The organism is Micromonospora sp. M71_S20, assembly GCF_003664255.1.
In the GTDB taxonomy this organism is placed as follows: Bacteria; Actinomycetota; Actinomycetes; order Mycobacteriales; family Micromonosporaceae; genus Micromonospora.
The window spans coordinates 4742009-4764457 of the sequence record NZ_RCCV01000001.1 but is presented as its reverse complement, the minus strand read 5'-3'; the positions used below and the strand labels follow the sequence as shown (position 1 = coordinate 4764457).

20 protein-coding genes are annotated in these 22449 nt (G+C 74.6%); 12 read left to right on the top strand and 8 right to left on the bottom strand.

Annotated features, from left to right (window positions below):
• Window position 1 precedes the first annotated feature (1 nt).
• Complete coding sequence (locus tag DER29_RS20460; protein ID WP_121398798.1) at window positions 2-514, bottom strand: NUDIX domain-containing protein; 513 nt, start codon at window positions 512-514, stop codon at window positions 2-4.
• Here DER29_RS20460 and DER29_RS20455 point away from each other — a divergent pair.
• Entirely contained in the window at window positions 491-1468 is a 978-nt protein-coding gene (locus tag DER29_RS20455; RefSeq protein ID WP_370040225.1) for a DUF1028 domain-containing protein, read from the top strand. The two genes, DER29_RS20460 and DER29_RS20455, sit on opposite strands and share 24 nt — an antisense overlap.
• Before the next feature lie 380 nt (window positions 1469-1848).
• On the opposite strand, the gene DER29_RS20450 is transcribed toward DER29_RS20455, so the two are convergent.
• The 3 genes from DER29_RS20450 to DER29_RS20440 all read right to left on the bottom strand — a co-directional run bounded on the left by DER29_RS20450 (window position 1849) and on the right by DER29_RS20440 (window position 3603).
• Window positions 1849-2409, bottom strand: a complete 561-nt coding sequence (locus tag DER29_RS20450) for an NADAR family protein (protein WP_121398796.1) — start codon at window positions 2407-2409, stop codon at window positions 1849-1851.
• 175 nt (window positions 2410-2584) lie between these two features.
• Window positions 2585-3226, bottom strand: coding sequence for an SRPBCC family protein (locus DER29_RS20445; RefSeq protein ID WP_121398795.1), 642 nt, complete (start codon window positions 3224-3226; stop codon window positions 2585-2587).
• Complete coding sequence (locus DER29_RS20440; protein ID WP_121398794.1) at window positions 3223-3603, bottom strand: helix-turn-helix transcriptional regulator; 381 nt, start codon at window positions 3601-3603, stop codon at window positions 3223-3225. The genes DER29_RS20445 and DER29_RS20440 overlap by 4 nt, the downstream gene beginning before the upstream one ends.
• A 218-nt stretch (window positions 3604-3821) precedes the next feature.
• Between DER29_RS20440 and DER29_RS20435 the strand changes: the two genes are divergently transcribed.
• Genes DER29_RS20435 through DER29_RS20415 form a run of 5 tightly spaced genes read left to right on the top strand, consistent with a single transcriptional unit; the run spans window position 3822 to window position 11127 of the window.
• Window positions 3822-4328, top strand: a complete 507-nt coding sequence (locus DER29_RS20435) for a hypothetical protein (RefSeq protein ID WP_121398793.1) — start codon at window positions 3822-3824, stop codon at window positions 4326-4328.
• Window positions 4328-5734, top strand: a complete 1407-nt coding sequence (locus tag DER29_RS20430) for a hypothetical protein (protein WP_121398792.1) — start codon at window positions 4328-4330, stop codon at window positions 5732-5734. The genes DER29_RS20435 and DER29_RS20430 overlap by 1 nt, the downstream gene beginning before the upstream one ends.
• On the top strand, window positions 5731-7170 hold the full coding sequence (locus DER29_RS20425) for a VWA domain-containing protein (protein ID WP_121398791.1): 1440 nt from the start codon (window positions 5731-5733) through the stop codon (window positions 7168-7170). The genes DER29_RS20430 and DER29_RS20425 overlap by 4 nt, the downstream gene beginning before the upstream one ends.
• Before the next feature lie 13 nt (window positions 7171-7183).
• Window positions 7184-8293: an AAA family ATPase gene (locus DER29_RS20420; RefSeq protein WP_121398790.1), complete on the top strand. Its 1110-nt coding sequence runs from the start codon at window positions 7184-7186 to the stop codon at window positions 8291-8293.
• Window positions 8290-11127, top strand: a complete 2838-nt coding sequence (locus tag DER29_RS20415) for a DUF5682 family protein (protein ID WP_121398789.1) — start codon at window positions 8290-8292, stop codon at window positions 11125-11127. The genes DER29_RS20420 and DER29_RS20415 overlap by 4 nt, the downstream gene beginning before the upstream one ends.
• Before the next feature lie 141 nt (window positions 11128-11268).
• On the opposite strand, the gene DER29_RS20410 is transcribed toward DER29_RS20415, so the two are convergent.
• Complete coding sequence (locus DER29_RS20410) at window positions 11269-11523, bottom strand: hypothetical protein (protein WP_121398788.1); 255 nt, start codon at window positions 11521-11523, stop codon at window positions 11269-11271.
• 191 nt (window positions 11524-11714) lie between these two features.
• Between DER29_RS20410 and DER29_RS20405 the strand changes: the two genes are divergently transcribed.
• From DER29_RS20405 to DER29_RS20395, 3 genes are all read left to right on the top strand, one after another.
• Window positions 11715-12065 (top strand): YciI family protein, encoded by a 351-nt coding sequence (locus tag DER29_RS20405; protein ID WP_121398787.1) that lies wholly within the window; start codon window positions 11715-11717, stop codon window positions 12063-12065.
• Between the two features lie 2 nt (window positions 12066-12067).
• Entirely contained in the window at window positions 12068-13279 is a 1212-nt protein-coding gene (locus DER29_RS20400) for an RNA polymerase sigma factor (protein WP_121398786.1), read from the top strand.
• Between the two features lie 101 nt (window positions 13280-13380).
• Window positions 13381-14514 carry a glutamate--cysteine ligase gene (locus DER29_RS20395; protein ID WP_121398785.1) on the top strand — a complete coding sequence of 378 codons (1134 nt, stop codon included), beginning with the start codon at window positions 13381-13383 and terminating at the stop codon, window positions 14512-14514.
• Between the two features lie 73 nt (window positions 14515-14587).
• On the opposite strand, the gene DER29_RS20390 is transcribed toward DER29_RS20395, so the two are convergent.
• Together DER29_RS20390 and DER29_RS20385 are read right to left on the bottom strand one after the other, a co-directional pair.
• Window positions 14588-16372, bottom strand: coding sequence for an N-acetylglutaminylglutamine amidotransferase (locus DER29_RS20390; RefSeq protein ID WP_121398784.1), 1785 nt, complete (start codon window positions 16370-16372; stop codon window positions 14588-14590).
• 203 nt (window positions 16373-16575) lie between these two features.
• Window positions 16576-17001, bottom strand: a complete 426-nt coding sequence (locus tag DER29_RS20385) for a MarR family winged helix-turn-helix transcriptional regulator (RefSeq protein WP_233599957.1) — start codon at window positions 16999-17001, stop codon at window positions 16576-16578.
• A gap of 79 nt (window positions 17002-17080) precedes the next feature.
• Between DER29_RS20385 and DER29_RS20380 the strand changes: the two genes are divergently transcribed.
• Window positions 17081-18874, top strand: coding sequence for an ABC transporter ATP-binding protein (locus tag DER29_RS20380; protein ID WP_121398782.1), 1794 nt, complete (start codon window positions 17081-17083; stop codon window positions 18872-18874).
• 44 nt (window positions 18875-18918) lie between these two features.
• Here DER29_RS20380 and DER29_RS20375 read toward each other — a convergent pair whose 3' ends face one another.
• A complete protein-coding gene (locus tag DER29_RS20375; RefSeq protein WP_121398781.1) occupies window positions 18919-19665 on the bottom strand; it encodes a TetR family transcriptional regulator in 747 nt (248 codons plus the stop codon).
• A 107-nt stretch (window positions 19666-19772) separates the two neighbouring features.
• Here DER29_RS20375 and DER29_RS20370 point away from each other — a divergent pair, with 107 nt between their 5' ends.
• Together DER29_RS20370 and DER29_RS20365 are read left to right on the top strand one after the other, a co-directional pair.
• Window positions 19773-20741: an ABC transporter ATP-binding protein gene (locus DER29_RS20370; protein ID WP_121398780.1), complete on the top strand. Its 969-nt coding sequence runs from the start codon at window positions 19773-19775 to the stop codon at window positions 20739-20741.
• Entirely contained in the window at window positions 20738-22363 is a 1626-nt protein-coding gene (locus DER29_RS20365) for an ABC transporter permease (RefSeq protein WP_121398779.1), read from the top strand. The genes DER29_RS20370 and DER29_RS20365 overlap by 4 nt, the downstream gene beginning before the upstream one ends.
• Window positions 22364-22449: the final 86 nt, after the last annotated feature.

Genomic DNA, 22449 nt, shown 5'->3' with positions numbered 1-22449 from the left:
CTCAGCCCGCGCGCCGGGCGAGGAAGTCGGCGAGCACGCGGGTGTGGGTGGAGAAGGCCAGCTCCGTCGGCTCGGTGAGCACCAGCCACTCGGTGGCCTCCTCGGTCGGCGCCGACGGCGGCAGCGCGTCGGCCCGGCGCTCGGGCAGCTCGCCGAAGACCATCATCGTGCCGCCGGCCGGGGCGCCGTGCACCGCGAGGAGCCGGGCGTCGGCGGCGTCGGCGCGCAGGCCGGTCTCCTCCCACAGCTCCCGGACCAGCCCCTCCTGCCACTCCTCGCCGTACTCGATGAAGCCCCCCGGCAGCGCGAGCTGGCCGCGGGCGGGCTCGATGTCGCGGCGCACGACGACCACCCCGAGGCCCCGGGCCGTGCGGACCGGCAGCACCGCCACCGCGACCGGCAGCGGGTTGCGCCACACCGTCCCGCCGCAGGCCGCGCAGACCCGCGGCCACCCGGCCGCCGCCGGATAGGCGGCGCCGCAGAAGGAGCAGTGGGAGTACGCCACGGCGGTCATGCCGCAGCACGTTACCCGGCGCACCCGGGGACGCCGCGACCTCCCGCGCCACCAGGCCACACGTCACGTCGTCGCGATCAACGAGTGGCTCTGACGCGAACTGTGAACACGGCCCAGAGGTGTGCAGCTGATGCCGAGCCAGACGGGTGGGCTGTGGAGGTTGTAGGGGGCGGTGTCTGCTGGCGGGTGCCGTTCGTGGAGGTCCTGACGGCGGCAACGGTGACAGCAACCGACGCCGGATCCGGTAATGCCGGGCGTTCGTCCGGGTATCTGCCGACCGTGACCTTCTCGATCGCCGCACGGTGTCCGCGCACCGGCCAGCTTGGGGTGGGAGCCCTGACGGCCAGGCCCGCGGTCGGCAAGTTTGTCGCACACGTCCACCCCGGTGGTGTGGTGGCGACCCAGGCCACCCCCAATCCGTTCCTGGCCTACGACGGCCTGCCGCTGCTGGGCGAGGGCCGCTCGCCGCAGGATGTCCTGACCGAGCTGCTGGCCCGGGACCCGGGTCGGGAGGTGCGGCAGGTCGGCATGGTCGACCGGCAGGGTCGCTCGCACGCCTTCACCGGCTCCCGTACGAGGGACTGGGCGGGACACCACACCGGGCCGGGTTTCGCGGTGCAGGGCAACCGCCTGGTGGGCCCCGAGACCCTCGCGGAGATCGTCCGGGTGTTCGAGGACAGCCGTGAGATCGACCTGGCGGAGCGGCTGGTGCTGGCCATCGAGACCGGCGAGGAGGCCGGCGGTGACCGGCACGGCGCCCGGTCGGCGACCGTGACGGTGATCGGCGATCAGCCGTACCCACTCTGGGACGTGCGGGTCGACGACGCGGAGCATCCGGCGCGGGAACTGCGCCGGCTGCACGGCGTCTTCCAGGAGGAGGTGCTGCCAACTGTCCAGGGGATGCCCACCCGCGACGACCCCATGGGCGAGGCCGCCCGGCAGGCGCTCGGATAGCCCGCGCCCTACCCTTGTCTGAGCCGTGTGCGCCGACGCCAGCTCGGGGACGACTGGGGCGCGGTAGACCGCTCGGGACACAGGTGGGGCACAAGGCGCCGTCAAACGTCGTCGACCAGCCAGCGACGAGGACAACCCGCGATGCCTTTTGTGAGCAGGTGTCGCCGGCCGTTGACGCTGGCGACGGTCTCGGCGATGCGGTGGCAGCAGCGGCGCGGGCACCGCCCACTGAGCGTCGGTCAGGTCATGCCGCCTCGTCACCGGCATGGTGGCCACGAGGTTTCCGGTTTCAGGTTCTGCTTGGTCGCTGAACCATCTACCGGAGACCTCACCGCGTATCGATCACCGACACGCCCACGACCCTGATCAGACCGCCGTCCTCACCGGGCACCCGCGCGCAGGGCGTCGCGGGCCGCCATGAGGGCGAAACCGAGCAGGTTCGCGCCCTGCCAGCGCGCCGGATCGTCCGCGCGCGGGTCGTCGGCGGCCAGGCCGATGCCCCAGACGCGGTCGAGCGGGCTGGCCTCCACGAGCACCCGTTCACCGGTGCCGAGCAGGAACGCCCGCAGGTCGTCGTGCTGGCCGAACTTGGCGACGCTGCCCGCAACCACGATGTCGTGTCGCTGGGCCTCCCAGGTCGCCTGGTCGAAGCCCCGCACCTGGCGGCCGATCGACTTGGCGCGTTGGGGATGCCCGGCGGCCAGGATCCTGTCGGCGGCCGCCGCGTCGCCGAACAGGATCGCCTTGTGCCACATCATCCAGTGCTCGGCGGTGGCGTACGTCCGCTCGCCGTCGGTGAACGAGGCCGGCCACCACTGGCTCAGACAGCCGGGCCCGACGCTGCCGTCACGCTGCGGTCGGTGCCCCCAGAAGTGCAGGTAGCGGATCTTCTCGCCGGCCTGGACGGCGGCGACGAGCTCGGCGACGGATCGTGGCGACATGGCGGCGAGTCTGCCCGAGGGGTACGACGGAACGCGCGCGCTTTTCCGCCCGCCCGCCCGGCGTGCGGGCGGGACCGCCGCCGCGCCGACCGCCCCGGTGCGCGGGGCCGCCGCCGCGCCTACCGGCCGGGTGCGTGGGGCCGCCGTCGCGTCGACCGGTCGGGTGCGCGGGCTGTCAGGCTGCCGGCGCGCCGGTGTAGAAGGCGGTGGTGCGCTCCACGGCCCCCCGCGCGGCCTCGGCGTCGGTGCCGTCGGCGACGCTCGCCTCGCCCCACCGCTCGCTGCTCGCCGTCACGAACTGCCGGCCCTGCTCGGAGACCGACCAGGCCTCGCTCTCCTCCGGCGTGACCCCGCTGCCGTCGGCGGCCAGGTGCGACGCCAGACCGAGCAGCGCCAGGTCCCAGCCGACCCCGAGGGCGCCCGGGCCGAACTGGTCCCAGCGCTCCTGGTCGACGTGCGCGACGTGCTCCAGCTCGAACCGGGTCCGGCCGTCCTCGACCGGCGTCAGCCGCACCTCGATCCAGCTCACCTCGCCGCCGAACTCCCAGGTGGCGGCGAAGCCCTTCGGCGGGTCGCAGCGCTCGATCGTGCCGCCGGCGTTGCCCTCCAGTTGGTAGCGGCCATCCAGCCGCAGGTCACCGGAGACCGGCATGAACCAGCGGGGGATCCGTTCGGCGTTGGTGCAGGCGTCCCAGACGTCTTCCAGCGGCGCGTCGTACGTCTGGCTGATGGTCATCACCCGGGCCTCGCCGGCCTCCAGCACCCGCCGGCCGAGCTGGCGGCGTACGGCGTTGATCTGTTCGGTCGCGTCGATCATCGGTCTCTCCCGTGGTCGGTCGTGTCGTCTGTCGTGGGCGGCTGCTCGCGCAGCCGCCGTTCGCGCTTGCCTCGGGCCAGCTCGGTGGCGAGGGCGTGCAGGGGTGGCGTCCAGAACCGGCGGAAGTGGTCGAGCCAGCGGTCGACCTCCCGCAGCGGCCGGGGATCGACGGCGTAGAGACGTCGGGTCCCCTCCGCCCGCACGGTGGCGAAGCCGTTGTCCCGCAGCACCTTGAGGTGCTGGGAGACGGCCGGCTGGGAGATCCCGAACTCCCGCCGGATCACGTCGCACAGCCCGCCGGCGGTGATCTCGCCGTCGGTGAGCAGTTCGAGGATGCGGCGTCGCACCGGGTCACCGAGTACGTCGAAGGCGTGCACGGACAGTTTCTATCACGCCAGGCTTATTTAAGCGAGCCGTGATTCGGCGTGTCCGAACGGGGGACGGGCGGTCCCCGGGCGGCCGCCGTCCGCAAACCCGACCGGGGTCGTGTCGTACCCGTGGTCCATGATCCTTGTCGTCACAGCGACGCCGGCGCCCCCTCCGGCGTCCGGATGGTCATGGGCGGCGCCGGGAGCGGCGGACGGGAGGTCGGACAGTGGCTGACGCGGAACGGACCGCGTGGCGACGGCGCAGCACGGTGCGGGTGGTGCCGCCGGCGCGGCCCCGCAAGCTGGCCAAGGTGCCCTTCGTGGAGTTGGCCGACGGGCGGTTGCAGGGCGTGGTCTCCAGCGGGTCGGACGTCGACCGGGTCTACGTCTCGTCGATCGCCTCGGGCACCCACGCCTACCACTGCAGCACCAACAACAACCGTCCCTGCGGCGGGCTGCGCGGCGCGCCGTGCAAGCACCTGCACGCCCTGGCCGACGAGGCACTGCTGCAGTACGGCGCCGACCGGGTCGCCCGCTACCTGCGGGTGGACGTCGGCGCGGGGACGGAAACCGCCCGGGAGCTGCTCGCCGCGCTGGACGGGCGGCACGAGCCGACCCCCGCCGCCGTCGTGTTCAGCCGCTTCCTGCGCCACCTGTCCTACCTGGAACTGCCCGGCAGCACGGTCCCCCTGCCCGAGCTGCACTGGTTCCCGGCCACCGGGGCGGCCCGCTGATGCTCGGCACACAGCTCGCCGTCCTGCGCGACGGCACCCCGACCGGCCTGACCGACGCCCTCGACCTGGTCGCCGACCTCGACGACGCCCTGCTCCGCGGCCTCGCCCGGGTGGGTGAGGACGACGCCGCCGCGCTGGCCGCCCTGGCCGGCGCGCTGACCAGCACCCCACTCGGCGACCGGCTCGCCGAGGCGGTGGCCAAGGTGACCGCCGGTTCGGTGGCCGAGGAACACCTCCTCGCCCTCGCCGGCGCCCGGTGCGCGCTGCTCGGCGCCGCCCACGAAGCGCTGCTCGGGCAGCTCGACACCGCGCTGGGCCGGGCCCGCGCCCCCTGGACGCCCGGCGCGGCCGAGCCCCCGGGCGCCGGGTCCCCGGCCCGCGCCGCCGCCCGCGCCTGGCTGCACGAGGTGGCGGTGACGGGGTGGGGCGGCCTCGACCACGAGCTCGTGGCCGCGGCGGGGGCGCCGGTCGAGGCCGCCCTGGCCGAGCCCGGCCTGCGCCGGCTGGCGGTGCTGCTCGACGGGCTCGCCGCCGAGCTGCGGGCGTGCGTGCCGGTCGCCACGATGGCGCAGCCGCCGCTGCGGCGCTGGGCCGACCTCTGGGCCCGGGGCGCGCTGCTCGCCCAGGACGCGGCGGCCGCCTCCGTCCCGACCGCCGTCGAGGAGGTCTCCGGGCGGTTGCTCGTGCTCGGCGTCGACGTGCACGAGCACGACACCGCCGTGCAGGCGCAGCTGCACGCGATCCTCGAACCGGCCGACGGCGGGCCGCCCCGGCTGGTCCGCTGCGCGGTCGGCGCGGTCAAGGTGGAGACGATCGTCGGGCCGGCGCTGTGGCGCCTGCTGGACGCCCACCCGGTACTGCTGGCCGCGCTGGCCGAACGGCGTGCCGTGACGGTCACGGGTCTGCCGCTGCACGGCGCGGACCTGCTCTGGCAGGACGACCGGGTACGCCCCGGCGAGCCGGCCGACCCGTTCGCCACCGCCCGGGTCCTGCTGCCGACCGCGGTCGCGGCGGCGGCGCCGCCGCTGGAGCGGCACCCCGTCGGGATCGCCGAGCCCGTGCTGGTGGAGGGCTACGCCGTGCGCGACGACGACGGCACGACGACCTTCGAACTGGACGGTGAGTCGATCGCCGTCGCGGTCGACCGGCTGCCCTCCTGCGGCCCACTCACCCCCGAACTGGTGGCCGCGTCCTCCGCGTGTCTCGGCCTGGTGCGGTGGGACGACGGTCGCTGGCTGCTGCAACCCCTGGCGGTGCGGGCCACCGTCAAACGCCGGCCGGTCGAGGCGCACACCGGCGACTGGGCGGGCGGGGTCACCGACCCGAGGATCGCCAAGGCCGAGGCCAAGGCGGGCGACGCCGTGGCGGTGCTGCGCGAGCGCGCGGGACGGTTGCTGCGCCGATGACCGACTCCCCGACCCCCGCGGACCTCGCCGACGCCAACCGGCGCCAGGTGCTCTACTGGCGGCTGCTGGCCCGGCTCTTCGACCCCGAGGAGCAGCCCACCCTGGAGTCGGCCAGCATGGCGGTCGTCGACGACCTCGGCCTGCCGGCCGCCCTGCTGGACCCGGCGGTGTCGGTGGACACCGTCGTCCAGCGCTTCCCGGCCGTCGCCGACGAGCTGCGCGGCCTGCTCCGCCCGACGCCCGACGCCCCCGACGCCGCGGCGTCCGACGCTCCCGCCGAGTCCGCAACCGAGCCCGGTGGCGAGCCCGCAACCGAGCCCGATGGCGAACCTGTCGCCGGGCCCGGTGACGACGGGGCGTCGTCCGCGCCGGGTGCCGCCGAGGTACGCCGCGCCGCGCTCGTGTCGAAGCTGCTGCTCAACGTGTTCGCCACCGGCCACGGGGCGGTCGACGCCGGCCAACTGGCGCGGTGGCAGTCCGACGCCGGCTGGTTCGAGCAGGCCCTCGGGATGGAACCCGGCGGGCTGCGCCGGCAGGGCGGCGACGGCCTGGGCAAGGTGCTGGCCGGCATCGAGGGTGACCTGGTCCGCCGGATGCACCTGCGGGAGGTGCTGGCCGACCCGGTGCTGGCCAGCCGGCTGACGCCCAGCATGTCGCTGATCGAGCAGCTGCTGCGCGACAAGTCCAACCTCTCCGGGGTGGCCCTGGCCAACGCCAAGGCGCTCATCCGGCGGTTCGTCGACGAGGTCGCCGAGGTGTTGCGTACCCAGGTCGCGCAGACCAGCGTCGGCGTCGTCGACCGGTCCGTGCCGCCGAAGCGGGTGTACCGCAACCTCGACCTCGACCGCACCATCTGGCAGAACCTGACGAACTGGAGCCCGGAGGACGAGCGCCTCTACGTCGACCGGCTCTACTACCGGCAGACCGCCCGCCGCGTCACGCCGGCCCGGCTGATCGTGGTGGTGGACCAGTCGGGCTCGATGGTCGACTCGATGGTCAACTGCACCATCCTCGCGTCGATCTTCGCCGGCCTGCCCAAGGTGGACGTGCACCTGATCGCGTACGACACGCGGGCGCTGGACCTCACGCCGTGGGTGCACGACCCGTTCGAGGTGCTGCTGCGCACCAAGCTGGGCGGCGGCAACGACGGCCCGGTCGCGATGGCGCTGGCCCGTCCCAAGATCGTCGAGCCGAGGAACACGGTCATGGTGTGGATCTCGGACTTCTACGAGTTCGACCGCTCCCAGCCGTTGTTCGACGGCATCGAGGCGGTGCACCGCTCCGGGGTGCGGTTCATCCCGGTCGGCTCGGTCAACAGCTCGGGCCAGCAGAGCGTCAACCCCTGGTTCCGGCAACGCTTCAAGGACCTGGGCACCCCGGTCATCTCCGGCCACATCCGCAAACTCGTCTTCGAGCTCAAGAGCTTCCTCACCTAGGAGAACACCCCTCATGTCCGAGATGCTCCGCGCCCCCGCCGAGGTCAAGTACGCCGAGGAACTCGACTTCCTGGAGTCGGTCGACACCGACCCGAAGCCGTTCTCGTGGCGGCTGAGCCCGCGGATGGTCCGACTGTTCATCCTCGGCTCGGAACGGGCCGACGGGCTCGACCGGGAGATCCCGCAGAAGTGGTTCGGCGACCGTACGTTCGTCGAACGCAGCATCGTGACCCTGGCGTCGGACCGGGGCCTGCTGCTGATCGGCGACCCGGGCACCGGCAAGAGCTGGCTGGCCGAGCTGCTGGCCGCCGCCGTCTGCCGCAACTCGACCCTGGTGGTCCAGGGCACCGCCGGCACCACCGAGGACCACATCAAGTATTCGTGGAACGTCTCCATGGTCATCGCCCGGGGCCAGTCCCGCGAGTCCATGATCCCGTCGCCGATCATGACGGCGATGGAGCAGGGCACGGTCGGCCGGTTCGAGGAGCTGACCCGCTCCACCAGCGACGTGCAGGACGCGCTGATCTCGATCCTGTCGGAGAAGTACGTCTCCATCCCGGAGCTGGACCACGACAACATCGTCTTCGCCAAGCCGGGCTTCTCGATCATCGCCACCGCGAACAGCCGGGACCGGGGCGTGAACGACCTCTCCTCCGCGCTCAAGCGGCGGTTCAACTTCGTCCGGATCCCCGTGGTGACGAACAAGCGCAGCGAGGCCGAGATCGTCCGCTTCCGCACCGAGGAGCTGCTGCGCCGCCACCAGATCACGCTGGACGTGCCGCCCACCCTGCTGGACATCCTGTTGCAGAGCTTCGCCGACCTGCGCGCCGCCGCCACCTCGGCGACCAGCGACGACGAGAAGCTGGAGTCGGCGCTGTCCACCGCCGAGCAGATCGGTGTCCTGGAGGATGCCATCCTGCACAGCCAGTTCTTCGGCGACCGCACCCTGCGCGCCGCGACGCTGGCCGGGTCGCTGGTGGGCTCGCTGGCCCGGCGCAGCCCGGAGGACCTGGCGATCCTCAACAAGTACCTGCACGGGGTGGTCGAGCCGCGCGCCAAGCAGGACGACGGCTGGGAGGGCTTCCTCGACGGTGGCCGCCAGGCGATCGCCGCCCTGTCGTGACCGCCCCCACCACGGCCGGGCCGTTCGGTGCGCTGCGTGAGCAGCTCACGGCCGCCGCCGGCGCCTTCGCCGGCAGCTCGGGCGCCGTCTCCGAGATCCTCGCCGGCATGGTCGACGACGTCGACCGCGCCCTCGGCGAGGAACTGGAGATCTTCCCGGTCTGCCACCACTCCCCGGCGTCCGCGCTGGCCATGGTCCGCAGGCTGCGTGCGAAGCAGCCGAAGGTGATCTACCTGGAGCTCTGCGAGGACCTCCAGCCGCTGCTGGGCGAGCTGCGCAACTGCCGCCTGCCGGTGGCCGTGCAGGCGTTCGCCTCGGAGCTGGACGGCTTCCCGGCCGACTGGGGGCCGCTGAGCGTGGTCGCGCCGATCACCGAGGCCAGCGCCGAATACCAGGCCGTCGCGTACGCGCTGGAGACGCCGGGCGTCGAGCTGGTGCTGGTGGACCGCTCCACCGACCACGTCTTCCAGTGGTCGCCGCGCCGTCTGGCCGACGACGCCCACGAGGCCCCGGCCGGCGGGGACGTCGAGGCCGCCGCACCGGCGGGGGAGGAGGCCGCCCTGCACGGCGACGCGGTCGGCGTCGAGATCGGCGACCTGCGGCCCCGCTTCGCGGAGCTGGAGGCCTACCTCCTGCACCACGGCAAGGTCCGGCACTGGTCGGAGTGGTGGGACCAGTACGTCGAGCAGCCCCTGGCCGACGCCGACCACGACACCTACCGGCAGGTGATGGTGCTGATCGGCAGCCTGTTCCGGCGGCTGCGCCCGGCCGGGTCGGACCGGCAGGACCGTGACGAGGACCGGGAGCGCTACATGTGGACCCGGATGCGGCAGCACCTCGCCGCCTCCGGGGCCGATCCCGCCGACTGCCTCTACGTCTGCGGCGCGTTCCACGCCGCCAGCCGGGTGGAGCAGTTCGGGCTGCGGGCCGACGCCCCGTTCGAGATCACCCCGCGCACCGGCACCCGGTGGCACTACGGGCTGATCCCGTCCAGCCACTCCGCCATCGAGGCGCAGTTCGGCCTCGCGCCCGGCTCGGTCTCGATCGCCGCCGCCACCTGGACCAAGGCGGTCGCCCGCACCGGGCTGAGCCCGTTCCGGCTGGAGGGGCAGCGTGGCGGCCGGACCCGCGGCGGTGGCCGCCGTCGCGCCGCCCCGACCCCCGGGCCGGCCGCCCCGGTCGCCGACCGGCTCTCCGGATACCTGGCGCAGCCGCCGGCGGCGCAGGGCCTGGACGAGGCGGAGCTGCGCGGCTGGTGCGTCGACATCGTCCGGCTGGCCCGGCGCAACGGCTACCTGGCCAGCACCGCCGACGCGATCGCCGTCTTCGAGACCTCGATCCTCCTCGCCGGCCTGCGCAACCGCGCCCGCCCCACGCCGTACGACTTCGCCGACGCGGCGGTCACCTGCATCGAGAAGGACGTCGTCCCGGGCCGACGCGACGTCCGCCGGCTCTGCGAGATCCTCTTCGGCGGCGACCGGGTCGGCCAGGTGGGCTACGAGGCTCTTCCGCCGCTCGCCCGCGACGTCCACGACCGGCTCGCCCCGCTCGGGCTGGACCTGGAGAAACGCACGATCCAGCGGGCCCTGGTGGACCTGCGGGCCAGCCCTGAGCTGGTGCCCTGCTCGGACCTGCTGTGGCGGCTGCGGCACCTGCTGCCCCGCGACGCGGTCCGGCCCATCATGGGCGAGCGCCGGTTGGGGCACCGCTCGATCCAGGAGAGCTGGGACCTGGCCCTCGGCCGCAGCCAGCGGGCGCTGATCGAGCTGGGCTACGAGGGGGTGACCGTCGAGCAGGTGCTGGAGCAGCGCCTGCGCCGCGCCGTGCGGGGCCCGGACGCGACGGCCTCGGTCGCGCTGGAGGCCGTCGAGGACGCCATCCGGCTGCTCGACAGCCCGCGCCTGGTCGACGAGCTCGGCGCCCGGGCGGTGGAGCTGCTCGCCGCCGAACGCACCGTCGACGACGCCCCCGAGGTGCTGCGCCGGATCCGGCGGCTGCTGGCCCACCACCGCGCCACCGGGCCGCTGCCGGCCTGGTGCGAGGCGTTCGTGACCACCGGGTACGCGCACTACTGCACCCTGCTGCCCACCGCGTTCCTCGACGAGGAGAGCGGGGTGCGGCAGGTCGGCGCCATGCTGGGCTTCCTGTTCGGCATGGAGAGCCTGGCGCTCTCGCTGGGCTGCGACCGGTCCCAGCTCGAACTCGCCGTCGCACAGTCCCACCCGGAGGCGCCGGCCAAGGTGGCGCTGCTCTGGGCCGCCCGGCACCAGTTGGGCCTGCTGCCCCTGGCCGAGTTGCGCGAGCGGTGCGGCGCGCTGCTCGCCAACCCGCTGGTGGTGCCCGCCTTCCCGCAGTACCTCAGCGGCTTCGTGCAGGCACTGGAGCCGGTGCCGGGGCTCGCCCCGTTCGTCGTGGAGGTGATGTCGTCCGCGTTCGCCCGGCTGCCCGACCCGGTCCTGCTGCCCTGGCTGCCCACGCTGATCACCACCCTGCGGGAGCACGGTGCGGAGCTGGTGCCGCTGCTGGTGCGGGAGGCGGGGCGTACGTTCCCCGGCTCGCTGCCCGCGCTGGACGCCTGGGTGCCGCCGTGGTCGAGGCCGGCGTCACCGCCGGCGCCGGCGCTCCCCGCGGTCGCGTCCGGGCCGGTGGCCGGCCTGCTGTCCGGCCATCCGGAGGCCGTGGACGCCGTCGCCGCGCTGCTGGGCTGCGACGGCGGGTGGCGCGAGGAGGCCGCCACCGCGAGCGCCACCCCGCTGGAACTGACCACCCTGCTGTCCGCGCATCCGGAGACCGCCGATGCGGTGGCCGCGTTGCTGGCGGGCCAGCCGAGCTGACGGCGGGCCGGCGGTACGTCCGGCCCGCACGGCGGGCGGTGCCTCGTCGGCCCGCCGGCGCGGACCACCGTCGGCGAACTGGTCCGGCGACCCTGACCGCCGCCGGCAGCGGAGGCCGCCGGACGGGGGGATCGGGCGTGGCTACGCGTCGTCTCCGACCGGGGGCTGTCCCGCGCCCGGTGGTTCCGGCGACCGTGGCTGATCAGGCTGCGCGGCGGGGGCGGAACGCGACCGACGAAGCGCGACGAGCTCCGGATCGTCGTGTACGTACACCCAGTAGTCGGAGCCCGTGGAGAGCCCGAGAGCCCGCATCTTCCGGGCGACGGCCCGCTCGTAGTCGACGGAGTACGTCGGGTCGGACGGCCGGTCTTCGGCCGGCGCGCTGTCGTCTGTCATGGGACCGATTCTCGCCGCACTGCGTGCAATCACCACGCTGACGATCGTCAGCACATCCACAAACGATGATGTGGCCCCACCGTCGACGGCCGGTCGCCGAATCGCCCACGGGTTGTCGATCCGGGCTCGCCTCGTTCGTATGGAGGATGAGAGGTCGGCGGTGGCGCCGGCCGTCGACGCGAGGAGAAGTCATGAAGCAGTACCTGGTCAGCATCTACCAGCCCGGCGGCGAGGGGACGCCGGACCCGGAGTTCCTGGCCGGGGTGATGCGCGAGGTGGGCGCGATCCGGGAGGAGCTGGAGGCGTCCGGGTGCTGGGTCTTCGGCCAAGGGCTGCACGCGCCGGACACGGCGACCGTGCTGCGGCCGTCCGACGGGGAGGTGCTGGTCACCGACGGGCCGTTCGTCGAGGGCAAGGAGCACCTCGGCGGCTTCACCATCCTCCGGGCGCCCGACCTCGACGCCGCGCTGGCGTGGGGCCGCCGGTACGCGCTGGCCACCACCCTGCCGATCGAGGTGCGCCCCTTCCAGGGCGAGGACTGAGCGTGTCGGACGTGGAGGCGGTGTTCCGCGCGGAGTACGGCCGCGCGGTCGCCGTCCTGGTCCGCCTCCTCGGCGACATCGACCTCGCCGAGGAGGCGGTGCAGGAGGCGTTCACGGTGGCGGTGGCGCGGTGGCCCGAGACCGGGCCGCCGCCCAGCCCGGCCGGCTGGATCATCACCACCGCCCGGAACCGGGCCGTCGACCGGCTGCGGCGGGAGGCCTTCCGCGCCGACCGGCACGCCCAGGCCGCCCTGCTGCACGTCCGCGACGTACCGGCCGAGGAGGGACCCGTGCGCGACGACCGGCTCCGCCTGATCTTCACCTGCTGCCATCCGGCGCTCGGCCCCGGCGCCCGGGTCGCGCTGACCCTGCGGCTGATGGGCGGGCTGGGCACCGCCGAGATCGCCCGGGCGTTCCTCGTGCCGGAGGCGACCATGGCCCAGCGCATCGTCCGGGCCAAGGCCAAGATCCGTGACGCCGGCATCCCGTACCGGGTGCCCGGCGACGCCGACCTGCCCGACCGGCTCCCCGCCGTGTTGGCCGTGCTCTACCTGATCTTCACCGAGGGGCACACGGCCAGCTCCGGCGACCGGCTGGCCCGCGACGACCTGTGCGCCGAGGCGATCCGGCTGGGCCGGCTGCTGGTGCGGCTGATGCCGGACGAGCCGGAGGCGCTGGGACTGCTGGCGCTGATGCTGCTCACCGAGGCGCGCCGCCCCGCCCGCACCACGGCCGACGGCGCGCTGGTGCCGCTGCCCGAGCAGGACCGCCGCCGGTGGGACGCCGGGCTCGTCGGCGAGGGGCAGGCCCTGGTCCGCCGCTGCCTGCGCCGCGACCGGCCGGGGCCGTACCAGATCCAGGCCGCGATCGCCGCCGTGCACAGCGACGCGCCCGACGCCGCCGGCACCGACTGGGCGCAGATCCTCCAGCTGTACGACCAGCTCACCGCGTACGCCCCGGGGCCGGTGGTGGCGCTGAACCGGGCCGTCGCGCTCGCCGAGGTGGCCGGGCCGGCAGCGGGGCTGGCCGCCGTCGAGCGGCTCGACCTGGCCGGGTACCACGTGTTCCACGCCGTCCGGGCGGACCTGCTGCGGCGGCTCGGCCGGGCGGGGGAGGCGGCGCAGGCGTACCGGACGGCTGCCGAGCGGACGGACAACGCGGCCGAACGCGCCTTCCTGGACACCCGGGCGGCCTCGGTGCTGACGGGCGGATGACGCCCCCGTCCTGCGCGTTTGCCCGCGCGGCGGGCCGGGAACCCGGGTCGTCCGGCAGCGCGGCGCCCGGCGCGCCGCCCGACGAACGGACGCGAGCGCCCATGACGTACCGTCCGGCACCTGCCACCGCTTCCGACCAGAGCACGCTGACGCTCGGGGTCGAGGAGGAGTACCTCCTGCTCGACCCGCGGACCGGGGAGAGCCTTCCGGTCGCCGACCGGGTGCTCACCGCCCTGTCCGGCAGCGCGCGGGACCAGAGCCGGCAGGAGTTCCGGCACAGCATGGTGGAGATGGTCACTCCGGTCACCGCCAACCTGGCCGAGCTGCGTGCGCACCTGGTGTCGCTGCGCCGCTCCGCCGGCGACGCGGCCGAGGCCGCCGGGGCCCGGCTCGTCGCGGTCGGCGCCACGCCCGTGCACGAGCCGCACCGGACGGTGCCGGACAAACCGCGCTACCACGCCATGTCCCGGCGGTTCGGGCCGGTGGCGCACGACCCGGCCGTCTGCGGCTGTCACGTGCACGTCGGGATGCCCGACCGCGAGCTGGCCATCCAGGTCTGCAACCACCTGCGGCCGTGGCTGCCGGTGGTGCAGGCGATCACCGCCAACTCGCCGCTGCACGACGGACGCGACACCGGGCACGCCAGTTGGCGCTCCATGCAGTTGGAACGCTGGCCCAGCATCGGGCCGACCCCGCACTTCGAGTCGGTCGCCGACTACGACGCGACGGTGGCGGAGCTGATCAACGCCGGGATCATGCTCGACGCCGCGATGGTTTACTGGTACGCGCGCCCGTCGGCCGCGTACCCCACGGTGGAGGTGCGGGTGGGCGACGTCTGCCCGGCCGTGGACGACACCGTGCTGGTCGCCGGGCTGGTCCGCGCGCTCGTCGCGACGCTGGCCGACGACGTCCGCGCCGGGCTTCCCGCCCGACGGATCCGGGACTGCCTGGTCTCCGCCGCGCACTGGCGGGCCGCCCACGACGGGCTTGAGGGTGACCTCATCGACCTGCGGGCCGGCGTCGCCCGTCCCGCCTGGGACCTGGTCGGCGAGCTCGTCGACACGGTCACGCCGGCCCTGGCCCGGCACGGCGACCTGGACTACGTACGCGACCAGCTGGTCCGCCTGCGCCGCGACGGCAACGGCGCCACCCGGCAGCGCCGCGTCATGGCCCGCACCGGCGACGACGTGCGCGCCGTCCTGGACCACCTGGCCGCCGAGACCAGCGCCGCCTGACCCGCGCCGTCTCACTCGCGCCGCCTGATCCGCAGCCAGGCAGGATGCCCTGGCTGCGCCCCGCCGCGCCCGGTCAGCGGATGTCGTGGGACTGGAGCCAGAGTTCCAGCAGGCCGAGCTGCCACAGCTTGTTGCTGCCGGCGGCGGCCTGCGCCCGGTCCGGCTCGGCGAGCAGCTCGTCGACGTACTCGCGGCGGAACAGTCCGCGCTCGCGGGCGGCGGGCGCGGCGAGGGCCTCGGTGACGAGTTGCCGTAGCGGCCCGTCGACGTTGCGCAGCGCCGGCACCGGGAAGTAGCCCTTCGGCCGGTCGACCACCTCGGCGGGCAGCACCTGGCGGGCCACCTCCTTGAGCACGCCCTTGCCGCCGTCGGCCACCTTGTGCTCGGGTGGGCAGGCCGCCGCCAGGGTGACCAGGTCCTGGTCCAGGAACGGGGTGCGCACCTCCAGCCCCCACGCCATGCTCATGCTGTCCACCCGCTTGACCGGGTCGTCGGGGAGCATCAGGTGCGTGTCCAGGCGCAGCACCGCGTCCAGCGCCGTCTCCGCGCCCGGCGCGGCCAGCTCCGCCGCGAGCAGCTCGCGGCTGGCGTCGCGGTCGCAGGCGTACGCGGGGTCGACCACCCGGCTCAGCTCGGCGTGGTCCCGGTCGAAGAACGCGTCGGCGAAGGCCGCGGCCGCGCCGTCGCGGGGCGCCCGCGCGAGGGGCTGGTGGTAGCCGTAGCCGGCGAAGACCTCGTCGGCGCCCTGGCCGGACTGGGCCACCTTGACCTGCCGGGCGACCTGCTCCGAGAGCAGGTGGAAGGCGACCACGTCGTGGCTGCCCATCGGCTCGGTCATGGCGTGGACGGTGCGGCGTACCGCCGGGACCAGGTCGTCGTCGGCGAGCCGGATGCGGTGGTGGTCGGTGCCGAAGGCGCGGGCGACCAGGTCGGAGTAGTGGAACTCGTCGCCGGCCTCGCCGTCCCGGCTGTCGAAGCCGATGCTGAAGGTCCGCAGGTGCTGCTGCCCGGCCTCGGCGAGCAGCGCCACGATCATGCTGGAGTCCAGGCCGCCGGAGAGCAGCACGCCGACGGGCACGTCGGCGACGAGCCGCCGGCGTACGGCTTCACGCAACGCCTCCCCGACGGCGGCCCGCCAGTCCCCGGCGTCCATGCCGGCGTGGGCGGGGTCCCGGGCGTAGTCGGGCCGCCAGTACACGTGCTGGCGGCTGCGCCCGTCGGCCTCGACGACGCGCACGGTCGCCGGGGGGAGCTTGCGGATGCCGCGCAGGACGGTGCGGGGCGCCGGCACGATGGAGTGCCAGGAAAGGTAGTGGTGCAGCGCCACCGGGTCGATCGTGGTGTCCACGTCGCCGGCGGCCAGCAGCGCCGGCAGCGTGGAGGCGAACCGCAGCCGGCCGGGTGACTCGGCGAGGTAGAGCGGCTTGATCCCGAGCCGGTCGCGGGCCAGCACCAGCCGGCGCCGCCGGCGGTCCACCAGCACGACGGCGAACATGCCGACCAGGTGGTCGACGAAGTGCTCGCCCCACTGCGCGTACGCCACCAGGATTACCTCGGTGTCGCTGGTGGAGTGGAACGTGTGCCCGGCGTCCCGCAGTTCCTGGCGCAGCTGGGGGTAGTTGTAGACGCAGCCGTTGAAGACCAGCGCCAGCCCCAGGTCGTCGCGGACCATGGGCTGGGAGCCGGCCTCGGTGAGGTCGATGACGGTGAGCCGGCGGTGCCCGAGGGTCACCCAGCCGTCGTCGAAGAGGCCCTCGCCGTCGGGGCCCCGGGACCGCATCGCCTCGGTCATCCGGGTCACCGCGTCGGCGTCCGGCGTCGATCCGTCGAACCTCGCCTCGCCGCTGATGCCGCACATGGTCAGCGGTCACCGGGCTTGCCGGGCATCCGACCCACCGTGATCACTCCTGTCGGGCGTCGCAGGTGTGCCGGGCCGCCCGCTCGCGGGGGCCCGGTCCCGTCGGCAGGACGGGTGGCTGGGCTACCCGCCGCCGGGAGCGGCAAACCCGGGCGGTGCCCGGGTCGCGGGGCGTCGGCGGGCGCCGGGCGGTGGGCGGCCGGTCAGTCGCGCAGCGTACGCAGGATGCGGGCGAGCTGGTCCCGGTCGGCGGGTGCGAGGCGGCCGAACAGCTCCTCGGCGGCGGCCCGGCGGGCGGCGTGGATGGCGGCGCCGGCGCGCGTGCCCTCCTCGGTCGGCGTGACCAGGGTGGCGCGTCGGTCCGCCGGATCGGGCCGGCGCCGCACGAGCCCGCGCGCCTCGAGGTCGTCCACGACCTCGGTGGCGGAGCGCGGGGCGATGCGCAGGTGCTCGGCGAGCGCGCTGAGCCGCAACGCGCCGTGCCGGAGCAGCACGCCGAGGGCCCGGGACTGGCCGGGGGTCACGTCCCAGGGCGCGAGCGCCTCGCCGGTGCGGTGGCGCAGCCGCCGGGTCACCGCCCGGAACGCCTCGGCCAGGCCGTCCTCGGTGCTGTCGGTGTCTGCCGTCACGGGGAATACCGTAGCAGCGGAAGCTGTTGCTTCCTCATGTTGAGGTAACCTCAGCATATCCGACGTGAGGAAGTATCCATTGGAACCCGTCCCCTCCGGCCGCGACCGCGGCCCCCGCAAGGTCAGCGCCGCAGAGAAGGCACAGGCCCGCCAGGTGTCCCTGCGGCGCATCGGCGCCCTGTTCGCCAGGCACCGGGCCGCGCTCGCCACCGTCACCGCGATCATCGTGGTCTCCTCGGTGCTCGCCATGGCCTCGCCCTTCCTGCTGCGCGCCGTGATCGACCGGGCCCTGCCGGAGCGCGACCTGGCCCTGCTCGTCGCGCTGGTCGCCGGCATGGTCGCCGTCGCCGCCATGACCTCGGTGCTCGGCGTGGCGCAGACCTGGATCTCCACCCGGGTCGGCCAGCAGGTCATGCACCGGCTGCGCACCGACGTCTTCACCCACCTGCAACGGCAGTCACTGTCGTTCTTCACCCGCACCCGCACCGGCGAGGTGCAGTCCCGCATCACCAACGACATCGGCGGCATGCAGAGCGTCGTCACCTCGACCGCCACCTCGATCGCGGCCAACCTGACCACCGTGGTCGCCACGGCGGCGGCGATGGTCGCGCTCTCCTGGCGGCTCTCCCTGGTCTCCCTCGTCGTGCTGCCGCCGGCCGTCTGGCTGACCCGCCGGGTCGCCCAGCTGCGCCGCGAGATCACCGCCGAGCGCCAGCGCGAACTCGCCGACCTGAACGTCACCGTCGAGGAGGGGTTGTCGGTCAGCGGCGTGCACCTGGCCAAGACCCTCGGCACCGGCCCCGCCCTGGCCGCGCGCTTCGCCGCCTCGTCGGACCGCCTGGTCGACCTGGAACTGCGTTCCGAACTCGCCGGCCGCTGGCGGATGGCCACCATGAGCGTCGTCTTCGCCGCCATCCCGGCGGTCATCTACCTCAGCGCCGGCCTGCCCGGCGCCGCCGGCACGCTCAGCATCGGCACCCTGGTCGCCTTCACCGCGTTGCAGGGCGGGCTGTTCCGCCCCCTGATGGGCCTGCTCAACGTGGGCGTCTCGGTGACCGCCTCGCTGGCGCTGTTCGCCCGGATCTTCGAGTACCTGGACCTCCCGGTCGAGGTGGACGACCCCGCCGAGCCGGTCGACGTCGACCCGCGCCGGATCCGGGGCGAGCTGCGCCTGGCCGACGTCACCTTCCGCTATCCGGGCAGCGACACCGCCGCCGTCGCCGGGATCACCCTCGACGTGCCGGCCGGCACCGGCCTGGCCCTGGTCGGCGAGACCGGCTCCGGCAAGAGCACCCTGGCCGCGCTGGTCAGCCGGCTGCACGACCCGACGAGCGGCCGGATCACCGTCGACGGCGTCGACCTGCGCGACCTGCGCCTGGCCGACCTCGCCGCGATCGTCGGCGTGGTCAGCCAGGAGACGTACCTGCTGCACACCACCGTGCGGGAGAACCTGCGCTACGCCCGTCCGGACGCCACCGACGCCGAGATCGAGGCCGCCGCCCGGGCCGCCCAGATCCACGACCTGATCGCCGGGCTGCCCGACGGGTACGACACCGTCGTCGGCTCGCGGGGACACCGCTTCTCCGGCGGCGAGAAGCAGCGCCTCGCGATCGCCCGTACGCTGCTGCGCGACCCGCGCATCCTGATCCTCGACGAGGCCACGAGCGCACTGGACACCGAGACCGAGCGCGCCGTGCAGCGGGCGTTCGACGAGGTGGCCCGGGGTCGTACCACCATCACCATCGCGCACCGGCTCTCCACGGTGCGCGACGCGGACCGGATCGCCGTACTCGACCACGGCCGGATCGTCGAGTCCGGCAGCCACGACGGCCTGCTGGAGCGCGCCGGCCGCTACGCCACCCTCGCCGCCTGACGGGGCACCGCCGCCGTCTCAAAAACGTCGCAATATCCGTCTCATTATTCCGCGCCGGCCGGGTCGAGGTGGCGGTAGAGGGTGGCCCGCGAGACCCCGAGCGCGGCGGCGATCTCGTCCGCCGAGTGTCCGCCCCCGGCGTGCATCCGCCGGGCCTTCTCGACCTGCTCCGGGCTCATCGCCCGTGGTCGCCCGGGCCGCCGCCGAACCGCCGCCGCGCCCGCGTCGCCGTCCGGGCGGGGCTCGCCCGGGTCGCCGAGCAGCCGGCGTGCGCCGTCGAGCATGTCGGCCCGCAGCACCTCGACCGGAATGTCGGTGAAGAAGACGACCGGGTCGCTGCACGCGGCGACAGCCTGCACCGCCCGGACCCGCTCCCGGCGCCCCGCGTCCACCCCGGCGATCAGGTCGTTGGCCCGCATCGCGATCCGCATCAGGCGGTGGTAGGTGTCGCCCCGCCCGACGAGCGCGATGTCGTGGAAGAGCATGCCGAGCGGGCGGCGGTGGCCCAGGATGGTGTCCACCCAGCCCTCCAGCACCGTCCAGCGGGCCCGCTCGGCCGGCCCTGCCTCGGCCGCGTCGAGCAGCGCCTCCAGGTCGGCGACCAGCGGCTCGACCAGGGCCGCGAGCAGGTGCTCCTTGGCGGGGAAGTGGTAGAGGATGGCGGCCTTGGTCAGCCGCAGCCGTTCGGCGATCTGGCGCAGCGAGGTGCGCTGGTAGCCGTGCTCGGCGAACAGGTCGAGCGCGGCGCGCAGGATCCGGGTACGCGTGTCGTCGGGCGCCTCGACGGTCATGGCGGCAAGCCTAGCCGCGCCTGACCGGTGGCAGGCGACACTGTTGATTCGACTGACCACCGGTCAGTACAGTGGGGTCGTCGGCACCGCCAGCGGCAGGAGGGGTAATGCCCGTCATCTCCATCGACGACCTGGTCAAGACGTTCGGCAGCGTCCGCGCGCTCGACGGGCTCGACCTGAAGGTCGGGGCGGGGGAGGTGCACGGCTTCCTCGGCCCCAACGGCTCCGGCAAGTCCACCACCATCCGCATCCTGCTCGGCCTGCTGCGCCGCGACGCGGGCGACGTACGGGTCTTCGACGCCGACCCGTGGCGCGACGCGGTGGCCCTGCACCGCCGCCTGGCGTACGTGCCCGGCGACGTGAACCTGTGGCCGAACCTCTCCGGCGGCGAGGCGATCGACCTGTTCGGCCAGCTGCGCGGCGGCCTCGACCGGCGCCGCCGCGACGACCTGCTGGAGCGCTTCGACCTCGACCCGACGCGCAAGTGCCGCACCTATTCGAAGGGCAACCGGCAGAAGGTCGCCATCGTCGCGGCCTTCGCCTCGGACGTCGAGCTCTACGTGCTCGACGAGCCGACCTCGGGGCTCGACCCGCTGATGGAGGCCGTGTTCCAGGACGAGGTCCGCCAGCTCAAGCGCGACGGCGCCACCGTCCTGCTCTCCAGCCACGTGCTGGCCGAGGTCGAGGCGCTCTGCGACCGGGTCAGCATCATCCGCGAGGGCCGCACGGTCGAGTCCGGCACCCTGACCGAGCTGCGCCACCTCACCCGTACGGCCGTGACGGTCGAGACGGCGCGGCCGGCGACCGGCCTGGACGCCCTGCCCGGCGTCCACGAGGTGCGCGAGGTCGACGGGCGCACCCACCTGGAGGTCGAGCCCGCCCACCTCGACGAGCTGCTCGGGCACCTCGTGCGCTTCGGTGTCCGCGCGCTGACCAGCGCCCCGCCCACCCTGGAGGAGCTGTTCCTGCGCCACTACGGCGACGAACGCGCCGCCGTTGCCGGGCCCTCCGCGCCGGTGGCGGGTCCCACCGACGGCCGCAGCCCGGGCGCCGAGCGGCCGGCGGGTGCCCGGTGAGCGCGTTCACCGGCACCGGGCGGCTCGCCCGCCTCGTGCTGCGCCGCGACCGGGTCCGGCTGGCGATCTGGGTGCTCGGCACGCCCCTGCTCGGCTACGCCCTCGCCGGCAGCGTCAAGGAGTTCTACCCGGACGAGGCGTCCCGGGTCGGTTACGCCAGCACGTCGGCGTCCAGCCTCGTCGCCCGCGCGTTCAACGGGCCGATCGCCGGCACCGACCTCGGCGCGGTGGTGGTCGCCGAGACGTACGTGACGCTCGCCCTGCTCGCCGCGCTGCTGAGCACCTTCGCGGTGGTCCGGCACACCCGGCAGAACGAGGAGACCGGCCGGGCGGAGCTGCTCGGCGCCTCCGTCGTCGGCCGGTACGCGCTGCTCACCGCCGCCCTGCTGGTGGTCGTCGCGGCGAACGTGGCCGCCACCGCCCTGCTCGCCGCCGCCCTGGCCGGCGCCGGACTGCCGCTCGCCGGGTCCGTCGCCGCGGCCGCCGCGGTCGGTGGCGTCGGGGTGGCGTTCACCGGCGTCGCCGCCGTCACCGCCCAACTGTCGGTCACCTCCCGGTGCGCCAACGCGCTCGCCGCCGCCGCCGTCGGCATCGCCTTCCTGCTCCGCGCGGCCGGAGACGTGCTGGGCGAGCAGACCGACGGCGGGCTGCGGGTGGACAGCGCCTGGCCGTCCTGGCTCTCGCCGCTCGGCTGGGGCAACCAGGTGCGCGCCTTCGGCGGCGAACGCTGGTGGGTGCTGGCGCTGCCCGTCGCGCTGCTGGTCGCCGGGGTGGTGGTGGCCTACGCCCTCGCCGAGCGGCGGGACATCGGCGCCGGGCTCGTCGCGCCCCGGCGCGGACCGGCCACGGCCGCACCCGGGCTGCTCAGCCCCGCCGGACTGGCCTGGCGGTTGCAGCGCGGCACGCTGCTCGGCTGGGCGGTCGGGGTGGCGGTGCTCGGGTTCTCGATGGGCATCGCCGGCGACGAGTTCAACGCCATGATCGAGGAGAACCCGGCCGCCGCCGAGGCGATCAGCGCCATGGGCGGCGGCGCGCGGCTGATCGACGCGTACCTGGCGGCGATGCTGGGGCTGTTCGCGCTGACCATCGGGGCGTACGTCGTGCAGGCGCTGCTGCGCACGCGCGGCGACGAGACCGACGGGCCGCTGGAGGCGGTGCTGGCCACGGCGGTCGGCCGCACCCGCTGGCTGACCACGCAGGTGGTCGCGGCGACGCTCGGCGCGCTCGCCCTGGTGCTGCTGGGCGGGCTCACCACCGGCCTCGGCTACGGCCTCGTCGCCGGCGACCCCCTCGGCCGGGCCGTCGAGCTGGGCGGGGCGGCGCTGGTACGGCTGCCGGCCCTGCTGGTGGTCGCCGGGGTGGTGACGGCGCTGTTCGGTCTGCTGCCCCGCTGGTCGGTGGCGCTGTCCTGGGCGGCGATGATCGCGTTCCTGCTGCTCGGGCAGCTGGGCGCGGTGCTCGACCTGCCGCAGGCGGCGCTGAACCTGTCGCCGTACACCCACGTGCCGTCGGCCCCGGCGGTCGACCCGGCGGCGCTGCCGCTCGTCGTGCTGACGGGGGTGGGAGCCGCGCTCCTGGTGGTCGGGACGGCCGGCTTCCGCCGCCGCGACGTCCCGAGCTGACGGACCCTGCCGACGCGTCCCGCTCGGGTTCCGGACACCGTTGCCGGACCTGAGCGGCCGTCGCTCGCGCCGGTGACGCGCCGCCG